Origin of the sequence: Limnobacter sp. (genome assembly GCF_036405155.1) — a bacterium.
Classification (GTDB): Bacteria; Pseudomonadota; Gammaproteobacteria; order Burkholderiales; family Burkholderiaceae_B; genus Limnobacter.
Genome location: NZ_DASWYD010000007.1, coordinates 520,554 through 535,139, shown reverse-complemented (window position 1 = coordinate 535,139; position 14,586 = coordinate 520,554). Strand labels below are relative to the sequence as shown.

The 14,586-nt window shown below is 54.7% G+C and carries 11 protein-coding genes; 5 read left to right on the top strand and 6 right to left on the bottom strand.

The window, feature by feature from the left end:
- Positions 1-45: 45 nt before the first annotated feature.
- From VGE55_RS13130 to VGE55_RS13115, 4 genes are read right to left on the bottom strand one after another with little or no spacing between them, the layout of a single operon-like run.
- Complete coding sequence (locus VGE55_RS13130) at positions 46-663, bottom strand: hypothetical protein (protein ID WP_331132130.1); 618 nt, start codon at positions 661-663, stop codon at positions 46-48.
- An 18-nt stretch (positions 664-681) separates the two neighbouring features.
- Positions 682-1,086 (bottom strand): hypothetical protein, encoded by a 405-nt coding sequence (locus VGE55_RS13125; protein WP_331132129.1) that lies wholly within the window; start codon positions 1,084-1,086, stop codon positions 682-684.
- Positions 1,073-2,212, bottom strand: coding sequence for a hypothetical protein (locus VGE55_RS13120; protein ID WP_331132128.1), 1,140 nt, complete (start codon positions 2,210-2,212; stop codon positions 1,073-1,075). Before VGE55_RS13120 ends, VGE55_RS13125 begins: the two co-directional genes overlap by 14 nt.
- A gap of 11 nt (positions 2,213-2,223) precedes the next feature.
- Positions 2,224-2,517: a hypothetical protein gene (locus tag VGE55_RS13115; RefSeq protein WP_331132127.1), complete on the bottom strand. Its 294-nt coding sequence runs from the start codon at positions 2,515-2,517 to the stop codon at positions 2,224-2,226.
- Between the two features lie 218 nt (positions 2,518-2,735).
- Here VGE55_RS13115 and VGE55_RS13110 point away from each other — a divergent pair, with 218 nt between their 5' ends.
- The 5 genes from VGE55_RS13110 to VGE55_RS13090 all read left to right on the top strand — a co-directional run bounded on the left by VGE55_RS13110 (position 2,736) and on the right by VGE55_RS13090 (position 11,795).
- Positions 2,736-5,291 carry a hypothetical protein gene (locus VGE55_RS13110; RefSeq protein ID WP_331132126.1) on the top strand — a complete coding sequence of 852 codons (2,556 nt, stop codon included), beginning with the start codon at positions 2,736-2,738 and terminating at the stop codon, positions 5,289-5,291.
- Between the two features lie 126 nt (positions 5,292-5,417).
- Complete coding sequence (locus tag VGE55_RS13105; protein ID WP_331132125.1) at positions 5,418-6,581, top strand: acyl-CoA dehydrogenase family protein; 1,164 nt, start codon at positions 5,418-5,420, stop codon at positions 6,579-6,581.
- On the top strand, positions 6,574-8,565 hold the full coding sequence (locus VGE55_RS13100) for an acetyl/propionyl/methylcrotonyl-CoA carboxylase subunit alpha (RefSeq protein ID WP_331132124.1): 1,992 nt from the start codon (positions 6,574-6,576) through the stop codon (positions 8,563-8,565). The genes VGE55_RS13105 and VGE55_RS13100 overlap by 8 nt, the downstream gene beginning before the upstream one ends.
- Before the next feature lie 66 nt (positions 8,566-8,631).
- Positions 8,632-9,762: an acyl-CoA dehydrogenase family protein gene (locus VGE55_RS13095; RefSeq protein WP_331132123.1), complete on the top strand. Its 1,131-nt coding sequence runs from the start codon at positions 8,632-8,634 to the stop codon at positions 9,760-9,762.
- A 272-nt stretch (positions 9,763-10,034) separates the two neighbouring features.
- Positions 10,035-11,795: a hypothetical protein gene (locus tag VGE55_RS13090; protein ID WP_331132122.1), complete on the top strand. Its 1,761-nt coding sequence runs from the start codon at positions 10,035-10,037 to the stop codon at positions 11,793-11,795.
- An 89-nt stretch (positions 11,796-11,884) separates the two neighbouring features.
- Here VGE55_RS13090 and VGE55_RS13085 read toward each other — a convergent pair whose 3' ends face one another.
- Positions 11,885-13,513: an acyl-CoA carboxylase subunit beta gene (locus VGE55_RS13085; RefSeq protein ID WP_331132121.1), complete on the bottom strand. Its 1,629-nt coding sequence runs from the start codon at positions 13,511-13,513 to the stop codon at positions 11,885-11,887.
- Between the two features lie 116 nt (positions 13,514-13,629).
- Positions 13,630-14,532 (bottom strand): SDR family oxidoreductase, encoded by a 903-nt coding sequence (locus VGE55_RS13080; protein WP_331132120.1) that lies wholly within the window; start codon positions 14,530-14,532, stop codon positions 13,630-13,632.
- Positions 14,533-14,586 lie beyond the last annotated feature (54 nt).

The following is a 14,586-nucleotide window of genomic DNA, read 5'->3' as shown; positions in this document are numbered from 1 at the left end:
TCAAACAGATGGTGGAGTTCCTAAAAATGTCAATTGGTGAGCGGGTTAATTACTTGTCACTCTTAGCGTAACCTCTAAGCCCAGTGTGCTGGCGAGACCTTTTTGAATCACCTCTTGATTGGCCATTAGAACTTCAACATAACCAGGTTCCTCTGGAGTCAATGTGATGGCCCAATAGTTACCTTTTTTCTTGACCTTTAGTAGCACTGAGCCAGCTGCTGTGTTAGAGACACGGATTGTTTGCTCAGCGGAATGATGCTCACACGAGTCAGTGGCCATATCGTTGGCTCGACCTACTCCCACTGGGTATTTGATGGGAGGGGTAGCATTTTCCCCATTCATTCCCTGCGTAGATCTCAATTGAGACATGGATGATAAAGACTGGTCCGTGCGTGCTGTGAGTGGCTCATCGTTAAGCAGCTGAGCAAAAATGCTGGCGGCGGAGGGTGTTGAATGACACGGGTCTGGTTCGATGTTTCCAAATGCTTCCGAAACGCAAGGGTTGGCACTGTTTGATGGATTGTTTTCAGTGCTACTGCGAGCCCCGGGAAATTGCCGACTCGGGCGATTGTATGGCGATAATGTGTAGCCCATATGGCGCAACTCGGCATCGGTACTTAGCCAGCCGCTGTTGGACTTTGTCTGAAGTTTTGAATCTTGCATGATGTTGGGGAGGCTGAATCAAGGACTTTTTTCTAGCAAACCAAACTGGCGCAGATTATCGGCAATGTCAAGGCGAAGCATGGTAGCGTCTCTCGGCAAATGATGAATGGGATACGTAACTACCACCGCGGGTGGGTCGGGTTCATCGGTCAGCATAGCCCTTGCTTTCGACCGTGGTGTTTCTAAAGTGTCTAGCCGCGAGCATTCGAGCTCAAGAAGTCGACCACGTACTCTAGATAGGCGTTGGGAATCCATATCGAATGCAAAGGCCACGAATGCAACATGATTTTTATGTTCAATCGAGAGTTTGTCGAGTTCGCATCGAACGACTGCCCAGCCATCAATGACACATTCAGTTTTGGCTTGATCTAGGGCCTGTGCCAATTCAAACGTTGAATTGTCGTGCGCTTCAGAATTTCCCATTGCTTTCACCAGCCTTTAGAAACGCGCTGACTGATTCGATTGTTTCCCGACGGTAAGCCGTATCTTTCCATGCGAACAGCGGAGCGTTGCGGAGATGGTCGATAACTCCAGCGAGATAACGGCAACCCTGTCGATGGGTGGGGCCCAATCTTTTTGCGGTATCTTTTAGTGTTCCATTGCCGTAGAGGTCCAATCGACTGCAAGTTCGCAGCATGGCCATAACCAGAGTTTCGCGGCTGGGTAGATTTTCGCAACCTTGTTTTTCCAGTCTGTTGCAAAACTCGCCCAAGTGGCCATGAATAATTTCAAGCCACTGGATTTTACTAATTTCACCTGCTATCACTACGCAGCGATTTAGCGTAAGTTCCGATGGGCGAATTCTTTGATCTTGGGCAAGTACCGCAGACATTTTTTCGCGGGCACATCGCAAAATCAGCTCTGTGTTCTCGTTGTGTTTCGGACAAATTTGCATCAACAAACCGACCAGTTCAGTTTCGCCAAAGTAAGCTTGGCGATAAAGATTGGCGAAGCGCTGAACCGGTACTTTTGTGGCAGCTTCGAATTCCAGCCCTTTGTCATAAGCAACGAGCCGGCTATGAATTCCCTCACTGTGGTACAAGCGAATCAAATTGAACTCGTTGTTCAGGGTGGCCAGTACACGTTCCCTTTGTGTTTGGTTGAGATGTCCCTCTTGCAGCATGAGATAGCCGGCCAGTAGCTTTTCAAGCGCATCATCTTCGTTGCGTTGGTCCTCGTCAAATTGCTGGCCAGAACCTTCTGCTTCAAACACCCGATAGACCAAACGGCGCTTGGCATCGATTAATGCAGCTCTGTGTCGCCCGGTCAGGCGCTGATGCATGTCCTCAAGTTCTTTCGCAGTGCGACCTGACAGCAACGCTGCAAAATGATGCGGCATGGTGCCCTGGGTCCTCAGTCGCTGAGCTTGAGATGCTGCAGACTGCGCCATGGCTAGACTATGTGCCGTTGCATTATTGGCCGTGGGCTTGGCCTGCATCGCTTTCAATGCGATGCGTTGCACGTTGACGCTTCGCCCAGCCTGGTGAACATGCTGATAGCTGTCACGAGTACTCAGCGAATGCGACGTGGGGCCAATGGTGATACTCATGGTAGGTGTGGTCAAGCCGCCTTCGGTGAACGATGGCCAATAATGTCAGCCAATGCAGCCTCATCAACAGGCTGGTTGTTTTTGATGCGGTTGTTCACCTCATTCATGATGTCTTTGATCTGATCCTCAGAGAATCCAGCCTTTCTCAGCATCTCTTCCAGTGCTTTGGATTCTTCCGTGTTGTCGATCTGTTTGTTGCAGCCGGCGATGTTGTTAAATGCATCTTGCTGGAGGCTAAAACCTGATCCGCAGGGGCTTGTGGAACCACATGTCATATTGAATCTCCTTGCGATGTTGAATGTCACGTTAGCGCCCGGATGGATTATTCAGGGCTAACTACCTATCTGAGTGTTTGATTATTCGGAATAGTTCTTTTTTCAGCTGGACAGCCCAATTTTTGGCTCGTTTGGAACTAGTGCGCTGGTGCGAACTACAAACCAAATGAAGTCCTTTGTCCGTTAATACCACCGAACTCGGAATCGTTGACTGGCGAAGTATCCCTGTTCTGTAAAGGAGACACCGAATGCCCATTGTTTCAGACAAAACGTACGGCCCCACCGAGATTTTCTTTGATCCCGCCCAAATCACCTGGGACAAATGGTTGCAGTCTTTTCAGGTCGACCCAGCGACGGTTCCTGCGAGTGCTGATGCAGCAAGCATCCAGAGCGTGTTGGCCGATGGCAAGATCACAAACGAGGAACTGGCGTCCTTAAGTTCAGCCGAGCTCAGCTTCTTGCTGAACAACGGCTTGATCAATTCAGACCAAATGCGTTATCTGATTCAGACTGCCGTTGAAAATCCCGATTCAGAAATTGGGGTGGCGATGTTTTCGTTCATGGACCAGTTCAGTCGGCCTGAGTGGCGCGAGGCCCAATCGATCGCTCTGTGGACCAAATACAGGAATGCTGGTAATGCCGATGGATTGATGTACTTCAGTGAGAACGCTGACAGCTATGTGAATGGTGGGCCAAATAACAGCCTTTATTTGGCATGGCTGGCCAAGCGGAATATCGCCGGTTCCGACGACAATTCCAGACAGACACGCTCTCGGGTGCAGCAGGAGTTGGGTATCGGTTCCGATTATGAAAATGACGACGATGATGCAAACGGTGCAAGGCTCCGTGGTATGTGGAACAACGGCTTCATCCCACTGGATAAGGATCCGGGACTGATCGGCGGCAAGGAATTGTTGAACGTTGGGGGGTACAATCCTGCGACCTCGGATGACATTATTCGCCCCTATTTGGCTGATGGTGCGCTGTCCACTGGGGAGCTGGTTGAAATTGCCAAACAAAGCCCGGCCGCACTAACCCGGCTGATGTTGAGTGGCAAGTTAAGCCCAGAGCAAATCCAGTTTTTGATGGGTATGTGTGTGGCAGACATGCCTGGGTCTGACAAGGTGAAGGCTTCGTTCGTCCTGTTTGTTCAGGCGTTAACCCATACACCCGGCGCGTTTGAAACCTGGTATTCGGCGATGGCCAAAGACCCAGCCACGAAAGCAAATGTTGATGCCATGCTGAATGTGGTTTCAACATCGTCCTTGATGGATCTTCTGGGGTATTACATTGGGGACTGGATGAATGCCTGTATGGGTGGAACCCCAGCTGACCACCCAGCCATGATGAATGATTTCAGGACGAAGGTGAAGCTTGCAGCTGCCGGGGCTTATTCGATACCAGCGGCGCATACAGAGGCTGGTAACCAAGTCATTCTCGATCCAGCCAACGCAGATGACGCTGCTTTGATGACCCGAATCAGGGGCGAGCATCCATCGGCATATTTGGAGCGAGTACTGGCGGACAATACGATCACCACCGATGAGTTGATTTGGCTGGCCAAGGTGGATCCTGAGTCGTTTGCTCGAATTATTGGGAGCGGTGCGGTCACCAGCCAGCAGTTGACGGTTCTGACATCGATTGCGAAAGACGCAGCCAATGCTGATTCCGCCGCGGTGGGCAATGCCCTCGATTTGGCGATGGTGCACATCAAGGGGCTGGATCCCGCCGCGTTGAAGGTTTTCAATCAGACACTTTTACATTTCAACAACAATGACACCACCTCAGAATTGCTGAAACCCTTGACTGACTTCGCGGCCGATCGCAAGACCAATCAAAATGGTATGGTGGGTGAGGGTTTGCTCAAGCTGATGAGTCTACGACCTGTCGGACTCTACGACGGTGAGCATGTTGCCAAATTTGACACAAAAAATATTGACGCTGCGCTCACTCATTCAGGTTTGACTCCTGGCAGTCCGGAATATGTGGCACTTCAGAATGTTTTGGCCGATGGTGTCATCACCGAGGATGAAATGAAGTACCTGCTGGTGGTTGGAGATGGCAGTGCATTTGAGGGGCTTTTGAAAACCGGCTTGGTGACCAGTAATTTGCTGGACTCAATCCTCAACAGCTTGGTTGGGGAGGACAAAAAACTCAAGAGCCCGTTGGAGCCTTGGCAACAAAAGGCGATCAGTCACATCACCAAATTTCTGGATTGGGTGGCTGGTTTGGATGACAATGGCCGCAAAGATTTCAATCAGCGTCTGATAGGCAATACCAACAGTGGAATGATCCTCAGTTTGCTGGATAAACTGGACGTCCTGGAACCAGATGCAGACAAGAGGTCGAATTATGAGAGTGTGTTGTCCGGGCTAAAACCAGCCGATCCGGGCAAGAAGTCTGGTAAATCAGGGAAGGAGACGCCATCCGGTGGTGTGACAGTCCCGGAAAAGTACATCAGCGCCAAATACCATTCGAAATATAGCGATGCTGCCAAGAAGCATCCGTTTGTGCCGGATCAAGCCAACCCGAGCAACAATCCGAAATTGTTTTGGCAGTGGGTTACGACCATTGTTGGCAAGGGGCCGATTGATAGAGAGCAATACCAGGCCCTGTTGGTTGTCGCCATTGAGCAGGGGTATGTTCAAATGCCTGAGGGCATGACCGTGGGCGCATTCATTGACCAATCAATGACAATTTTCGACAACTACATGACCTATACCAAGTCCAGTAAGTTGGAGTTAACCTACGAGAGTTGGCTGCAGTTCGAATTGTATGAACTGAACAATTGGAAAATGGCCTAACAAACTTCGTTTGGTGTGCTCGGAACCCCTGCTTGCAGGGGTTTTTTTATGGGTGAATTGGCTTGACAGTTTGTTTATTGGACCACAAAATCAAACAAACGTTTGATTTGTACATTCGGAGACACCGTGAGACTCACCCAGGAACACAAAGAACTGCAGCGCACCATTGAGCGCTTCGTTGAGAACGAGATCAATCCGCACGTCCCGACCTGGGAGCGTGAGCAGATGTTTCCAGCCCATGACGTGTTTAAAAAAATGGGTGACCTGGGCCTGTTGGGCCTCACCAAGCCGGAGGAGTATGGCGGCGCCGGTCTGGACTACAGCTATTCGGTGGTGGCGGCCCAAGCCCTGGGGAAAATTCATTGTGGTGGTGTGCCCATGGCCATTGGCGTACAAACCGATATGGCCACACCTGCGTTGGCCAAGTTTGGCTCAGATGAATTGCGCAAAGAGTTTTTGGCGCCAGCCATTTCAGGTGACATGGTGGCGTGTGTGGGGGTGTCTGAACCGGGTGCGGGGTCGGATGTGGCCGGTGTAAAAACCACGGCCCGTAAAGATGGTGGTGACTACATCATCAACGGCAGCAAGATGTGGATCACCAACAGTTTGCAGGCCGACTGGATGTGCTTGCTGGCCAACACCAGTGACGGCAAGCCGCACCAGAACAAGAGCTTGATCATTGTGCCGATGAAGACCCCGGGCATCACGGTTGAAAAGAAGATCCACAAGATTGGCATGTGGGCATCGGACACCGGGTTGATCCATTTCGACAATGTGCGAGTGCCGCAGCGCAATTTGATTGGCATGGAAGGGGCTGGGTTTATGTACCAGATGATCCAGTTCCAGGAGGAGCGCCTGTGGGGTGCGGCCAACAGCATTGAGGGCATGATGCATGTGCTCAATGAGACGATTAATTACACGCGCCAGCGCCAGTTGTTTGGTAGCACCGTGCTGGACCAGCAGGTGGTGCATTTCACGCTGGCTGAGTTGAAAACCGAGATTGAGGCGCTGCGGGCCTTGGTGTGGCAAGCCACGGAGGAATACGTGGCGGGTGGCGAGGTTACCGAACTGGCCAGCATGTGCAAGCTGAAGAGCGGCCGTCTGGTGCGGGAAGTGGCCGACAAGTGCCTGCAGTTTTGGGGCGGCATGGGCTTTACCTGGGAAAACCCAGCCTCACAGTTGTACCGTGATGGTCGCTTGATTTCGATTGGTGGCGGTGCAGACGAGGTGATGCTGGGCATTATCTGCAAATTCATGGGCATTTTGCCAGGCAAGAAAAAGAATGCCTAAAATCCGCAAACTGCTGGTTGCCAACCGCAATGAAATTGCGCGTCGCATATTGCGTGCGGCCCGACCCTTGGGCATTGCCACAGTGGCGGTGTATTCCGAGGCTGACTCCAAGGCAATGCATGTGCAAGAGGCGGATGAGGCTTATTGCATCGGCCCCGCCCCGTCGCTGGATTCCTACCTGCGCATTGACAAGCTGATCGAGGTGGCCAAAGCGTGTGGGGCAGATGCCATACACCCGGGCTATGGCTTTGTGTCGGAAAACCCCTTGCTGGCCACAGCCTGTGCTGAGGCTGGCATCACACTGGTAGGCCCCACCGCGCAGGCGATTGCCGACATGGCCGACAAAGCCCGTGCCAAGCAGATTGCGCAAGCAGCTGGCCTGCCATGCATTCCCGGGTTTAGCGACCCTGCTGCCTCTGTAGAGGAACTGATGCAGGCGGCAGAGCGCATCGGTTACCCGGTGATGATCAAGGCACTGGCTGGTGGGGGTGGGCGTGGCATGCGCTTGGTGTTGAATGCGGGTGAATTTGCATCGCAATTGCATTCCGCCCAGTTGGAAGCCAAGAATGCCTTCAACGACGACCGGGTGATGTTGGAGAAGGCCATTCTCAACCCTCGGCACATTGAAATCCAGGTGTTGGCGGATACACACGGCCATGCCGTTCATTTGGGTGAACGGGATTGCTCGGTGCAGCGCCGGCATCAAAAAATTGTCGAAGAAGCACCCAGCCCGGCCGTGAATGGCGAATTGCGCGCCCGCATGGGTGAGGCCGCATTAAAGCTCGTGAAAGCCACGCAGTACGTGGGTGCGGGCACGGTGGAGTTTTTGCTGGATGCAACGGGTGCGTTTTACTTCATTGAGATGAACACCCGGTTGCAGGTGGAGCATGGTGTCACTGAGGCCATCACTGGACTGGACATTGTGCAGTGGCAGTTGCGCATTGCAGCGGGTGAGCCCCTCACCATTGATCAAAGCGATGTCGCATTCACCGGCCATGCCATTCAGGGCCGCCTGTGTGCCGAGGACCCCGCTCGGGATTTCATGCCGCAAACTGGCCCGGTACTGGCTTGGCAACCGAATGAATATGCCCGAACCGACCATGCGGTGGTGGTGGGTGGTGAGGTAAGCCCCTGGTACGACAGCCTGTTGGCCAAGGTGATTGTGCATGCCCCCAACCGTCTGGAGGCCTGTGAACGGCTGGCCGACGCATTGAACCGCACCGTGCTGGTCGGTTTTGAACACAATGCGTTGTACTTGCAACGCATTTGCAGTCACCCGGTGTTTCAGTCGGGTGAATTTGGCACTGGCTTTTTGGCGGATAACGCCGACACTTTGTTGAGCCCGCAGGGCTTGTTGGCCGAAAAGGCAGTGGCGGCCGTGTATCTGGCGCAGCACAACAGTGTTAAACCGAATTGGCCCGCGAGCATGACTGGTTTTTCCAGCACGCGTGCCTTGGTTCGGCCGCTGCGGCTGGAGGCCCAAGGAAAAGCAATGCATGTGCGGGTTGCTCCGCAGGTGGATGGCGCTGGGTTTGAGCTGCTCGGATTGACTGAGGCAGAGCCCCTGCATGTTCACGATTGGTTGGCCATTGCTAACACCCAAGGCGTTGAGGTGCAATGCTCGGTGCAAGGGCATTTTGGCCGTTTCCTGTTGTTGCAGCATGGACAGACACTGTGGGTGAAGCAGCATTTGAATCCACAAGCGTTGTGTGTGCAGGACAAAACCCTGGTGAGCACCGCCAGTGCAGGCGATGGCGTGTTCCAGCCTTTGGTGAAAAGCCCCATGAACGGAAAAATTACCCAGGTGCTGGTGGAGCCAGGACAAATGGTGGAGGCGGGCCAGGTGCTGGTTTGCCTGGAAGCCATGAAGATGGAGCATCGCATTGCCGCCAAAGCCCCGGCTGTGGTCGAGCAAGTGCTGGTGCAGGTGGGTGCGCAAATGGGCTTGAATCAAACACTGGTCCAGTTAAAGCCGCTTCAATAAAACAACGCTGCAGTAAAACACCCGTTCAGGCTCACTCGATGAGCCTGAATGATTTTGGAGACAGCAATGGATGACTTTTTTCGCAGTGTTGAACGGTTTGTGAATGAGCGGATTCGCCCCAACATCAACGATTGGGATGAGGCGGGTGAGTTTCCACGTGACTTGTATCGTGAGGCGGGCGCCTTGGGCTTGTTGGGCCTTGGGTATCCGGAAGAGCATGGTGGCTTTGAGTGCACATTGGCCGATCGCTTGCGCTTGTCCAACCTGATTTGTGATGCGGGCTCGGGTGGGCTGTTGGCGGGTTTGTTTTCCCACAACATTGGTTTGCCGCCGCTGATCAACCACGGCTCGGCTGCTTTGGTATCCAAGATTGCGCCGGCGGTTCTGAAAGGTGAGGCCATCAGCGCTTTGGCGATCACCGAGCCATCGGGTGGGTCGGACGTGGCCAACCTCAAAACCCGGGCTGCTTTGGTGATGGTCAACGGCGAACCACACTATGAGATCACCGGTGAGAAAGTATTCATCACCAGTGGTGTGCGAGCCGATTGGCTGACGGTCGCGGTGCGCACAGGTGAAGCGGGTGCCAAGGGCATATCGGTCTTGATGGTGCCCGGTGATGCCAAAGGATTAAGCCGCACACCCCTGAAAAAAACCGGTTGGTGGATGAGCGACACGGCTGCCATTCATTTTGACCGTGTGCAGGTGCCCGCAAGCAATTTGGTGGGGCAGGAAAACAAGGGCTTTCGCATTGTGATGGAGAACTTCAACACAGAGCGGCTGATGCTGGCCGGTGCTTGTGTGGGTTTCGCCAAGGTGTGTTTAAGGGATGCTTTGGACTGGGCACAAAACCGGGAGACATTTGGCCGACGCCTGATTGACCACCAAGTGATTGCGCACAAGCTCACCGACATGCGCATGAAAATACGCGCCACAGAAGCTTGGTTTGATGAAACCATTGCCCGGATTGACCGAGGCGATATTGACCAAACCTTGGTGGCGGACATTTGCTTGTTGAAAAACCAGGCCACCCAAACCCTGCAGCATTGCGCCAACGAGGCGGTGCAGATTTTGGGGGGCATGGGCTTTATGCGGGGTTGTGCCATTGAGCGGATTTACCGGGAGGTGAAGGTGATGTGCATTGGCGGTGGCGCGGAAGAAATCATGAAGGAGTTGGCCATTCGACAGCTGGCGTGGTGATTGGGGATGTGATTGCGTCAATTTGCCCACATTGATCCCTCGAAAGAGGTACACTTTGCGCATGGTAATGTCACGTCGAAGCATGGCGTGCGCACTGCAAACATCGACGGCACAACACTGGATTTGCTCACTTGAATTTTCCCTGCAATAAATGTGAACAATAGTTAAATTGTAGGTAAAAGTCGCATCTGTTTTACCGCATGTTTCAGTAAAACTCATACAACGCGGCGATTTTCGCCGTGCAATCACACACCATTGTCGGAGAATGTACTGTGGCTAACATCACTGGAATTATCAAAAGCGTGCTGGGCGAGGTGACTGTCACCCGCGCCGATGGCGAACAAGTTGCACTGAAAGAAGGCGATATCATCGCCGCAGGCGACACCATTACCACTGGAGCAGAGGGTTCTGCTTACATCGAATTTCCTGCTGCCGAAGGCAAAAATGCCACGGAAGGCATTTTGCAGGCCAATTCCAAGGCCACATTGAAAGACACCGATGCCGGTGCCCAGTTGGAAGTTGCCGAGGGTGACTTTGAAGTGACCTCCGACGAGACCAACAACCCCGTGGTGGCTGTGGCTGGTACAGGCGGCATGATGGGCCTGTTTGGCGCCAGCATGTTGGCCGGTGGTTTGGCTGGCCCCTTGGCCGCCGCCGCAGGCGCTGCCTTCGTGATCGCTGGCAACAACGACAACGGTGACGGTGGCTCTACAGGTGGCAATGGTGGAAACTCCGTCGGTGTGCCTGACCCCGTTCAAACTGTGGCGAGCACCACCGGCCCTCTGAATCCCACTGTAACCGGCGTGTACACCGGCGTGCTGGATCCCGTTGCCACGCCTGCTGAATCCACTGTGCAAGCGCTGGCCCCAGTGACAAATGCCCTGGAACCTGTGACCACTGAACTGGCCCCTGTCACCGATGCGCTGTCGCCTGTTCTGACACCTGTCAACACCGTGGGCACAGATGCGCTGGCTGGTTTGGCCCCTGCAACCACTGCCGTGGACCAAAATGTGTCGCCTATTACCGATGCATTGAGCAATGCGCTGTCCCCTTTGACCGATGCGCTGACCGGTAGCGGCTCTGGCATGGTTGCTGCTGCGGCAGCAGGTCTGCCCGATTTGCCTGTGAATCTGAGTGTGATTGCCCAGCAGCTGGGTGGTGGCTTGGAAATGATTACTCCCTCACTGGGCGATGGTCTGGGCTCACTGGTTGGCGCACTGGACCCTGCGCTGGGACCCCTGCAGGATGGCTTGATGTCTCTGGCGGATGGCGCTGCACCGCTGTTTGACGGTTTGGGCTCGCTGACGGACGCCCTGCCCATGGTATCCGAGCCAGTGGGCGGCGGTATTGACCAGTTGTTCGCGGCATTGGAGCCAGTGACTGGTCCCCTGACAGACGCATTGAATGGCGGTGTGGGCGGTGGTGCTGGTGGTTTGCCCAGCTTCCCAGAAACCGGCACGCCACTGGACCAGATCACCGCATTGTTGGACCCCGCAGCATTGGGTGGTGGTGCAGGCGGTTTGCCCGAGTTTCCAAGCACAGGCACACCGCTGGACCAAATCACAGCGTTGCTGGACCCATCCAGCTTGCCATCACTGCCCACTGGTGGCGCAGGTGGCTTGCCCGAGTTCCCAAGCACAGGCACTCCACTGGACCAGGTAACAGCCTTGTTGGACCCGTCCAGCTTGCCTTCGCTGCCCAGTGGTGGCGGTGCAGGTGGTCTGCCCAGCTTCCCCGAAACTGGCACCCCATTGGACCAGGTGACTGCCCTGCTGGACCCCTCCAGCTTGCCTTCCCTGCCAACTGGCGGCGCTACCGATGGCCCCACAGGAACACCGTTGGATGCTGTGTTGGGCCCGGTTGCCGATGCCTTGGGTGGTGGCGCGGGTGGTTTGCCAAGCTTCCCCAGCACCGGCACGCCGCTGGACGATGTAACCTCGCTGTTGAACCCGTCCAGCCTGCCTATTTCCACGGATGCAAATCCGCTGGATGCATTGACCAGCCAGTTGCCAACGGGTGGTCTGCCAGTCTGATTGATGTAAGTCGTGCGGGGCTCCGACCCCCGCTGCGATGCGAGAAGGCACCCCAAGCGGGGTGCCTTTTTGCTGTGTGGCGACTTCTTTTACATGCGCGCCACACCAAATTGCATGGTCTGCACGCTGCGCTCTTGTTGCAGGCAGGCTAGCAGCGCCAAAGCCAATACTTGCCGTGTATCCCGGGGGTCAATCACCCCATCGTCCAGCAGCAGGCCGCTGGTGTAGAACGCACTGGTTTGTGATTCAAAGGTGTCCACGATTTGTTTTTTCATGTTGTCCAGCATGAACTCGGGCACTTCCATGCCTTTGCGCGCTGCGCTGGCCTGCATCACCGTGGCCATGGTTCCTGCCGCTTGCTCGGCCCCCATGACCGCTGTTTTGCTGTTGGGCCAGGCAAACACAAAGCGTGGACCAAAAGCCCGTCCACACATGCCGTAATTGCCCGCACCAAAACTGGCACCACACAGCAGCGTAATCTGCGGCACTGTGGCATTGCTCACAGCCTGGATCATTTTGGACCCGTGCTTGATGATGCCCCCCTGTTCAGCGTCTTTGCCCACCATGTAGCCCGTGGTGTTTTGCAAATACACGATGGGGGTGCGGGTTTGGCAGCAACTTTGAATGAAGTGGGTGGCTTTGGTGGCACCAGCGGTGTCGATGGGACCCAGGTTGGAAATGATGCCGATCGACAGACCCATGATTTTGGCGTGGCCGCACAGGGTGGCACTGCCGTAGTTGGCTTTGAATTCCAGAAAATCGGAGTCGTCCACAATGCGGGCGATCACTTCCCGCATGTCCACCGGTGTTTTGATGTCGGCGGGCATCACACCCAGCAATTCTTCACTGGGAAATCGCGGTGGTGGTGCGTTCGCATCCAAGGTGGGAATGGCAGCGCGGTTGCTGGCGTTCCAGTCCAGTTTTTCCATGACTTCGCGTGCAATGGCGATGGCATGGCGGTCGTCTTCAGCGATGTGCTCGCCCAAGCCCGACACCGAGCAGTGCATGTCGGCACCACCCAGTTCTTCATCGGTGGCAACTTCACCCGTGGCGGCCTTGAGCAAGGGCGGGCCAGCCAGAAATGCCCGGGCCCGCTCACGAACCATGATCACCACGTCGCTTAATCCGGGAATGTAGGCCCCGCCTGCTGTGGATGAGCCGTGCAGCACATTGATGACCGGCAGGCCTGCGGCACTCAACTTGGCCAGGCGGTAAAAATTACCCCCACCCAATACAAAATGTTCGACCTTGTACTTGAGCAGGTTTGCACCAGCAGACTCACCGAGGTTAATGAAGGGCAGCTTGTTTTCCAAAGCGATGTCCTGCGCGCGTTGCATTTTTTCAATGCCCATGGCTTGCAGGGCACCGGCTTCAATGCCGGAATCGCTGGCGACCACCATGCACAGGGTTTGGGCGACAAAGCCCAGCCCTGCGATGATGCCGCCGCCGGGAATACTCTTGTCAGCCTTTTGGCCATCTTGCATGTAGCCCGCCAGGGTGCTCAATTCCAAGAAAGGCGAGCCTGCATCCAGCAGCAAGGCAACCCGGTCGCGCGGCAACAGCTGGCCGCGTTTTGCAAAGGCAGGCCCGGCTTTGGCCGAGGCGTCACGGGTGCGTTGCTCCAGTGCGCGCAGCTCGGCAATGGCGGCTTGCATGTTGTTCGCATTGGCCTGAAAAGCAGCCGAGCTGGCTGAAATGCTGGATTCAAGAGTCGGCATGAGGGATTTCCAAAAAATCAAACGTTTGTTTGATTTTCAATGCAGTCCGATGGAAAGTCAATTCATTCGGACTGTGTTCAGGGCTTGTGATGTGTGGGCTTCGGCTAGAAATCCACTCAGGGTTTGTTCTGTCGGGCAGCATCCCTTCTCTGAATAACCTCAGGAATGCCGCCCAGGTGAAAACTTTGAAACGGCGGGTTGGGCTTGCCGGTGCCCACCTGCCAAATGCGGCGTGCGTTGGGGGCTGCACCGTCCACACGAATACACGTGCCCGAGATGAAAGCCGCCGCCGGGCTGCACAAAAATGTGAGCACAGATGACACTTCATCCTCCAGACCCAAGCGTTGCAGCGGGATGGTTTTGTCCAGTTGCATGATGGTCTGTTTCATGGGTTCCGGGTAGGTGTCCATCCCGCTGGAAGCGATGAAGCCTGGCGCAACGGCATTGATCCGCACCGGTGCCCATTCATTGGAGGCTGTTTCAGAAAAATTCAGCATGCCGGCGCGGGCTGCACCCGAGTGCCCCATGCCGGGCATGCCATTCCACATGTCGGCGATGATGTTGGTGATAGAAAGGTCACATTCGCCCAAGTGCAGCATCATGTACTGGTTGAACACTTCCCGGGCCATGTAAAAACCGCCGGTGAGGTTGTTGCGCACCACGGTTTCCCAGCCTTTGCCACTGATCATGTTCAGGGGGGATGGAAATTGTCCGCCAGCGTTGTTGATGAGGTGGTTGATTTTGCCGTGCTCGGCCAGCACCGCGGCCACTGTCTCTTTGACGCGATCTTCTTCGCGAATATCGCAACTGTGAATACTGACCTTGACGCTGCAGGTCTGGGCAATTTCAGCTTTCACTGTTTCCAGTTTTTCAATTTTGCGGCCCACCAGCGCCAGGTTGGCACCCAAGCTCGCCAGCTCATGGGCGGTACAGCGACCAATGCCAGACCCAGCACCGGTGACGAGAATGGTTTGTCCGTCAAATAGCCCGGGTTTGAATACAGATTGGAATTGATTCACAGTGGCCTCAGTGGATGCTTGGTGGATGGATGGAGCGCGAATATCGTTTGAGGA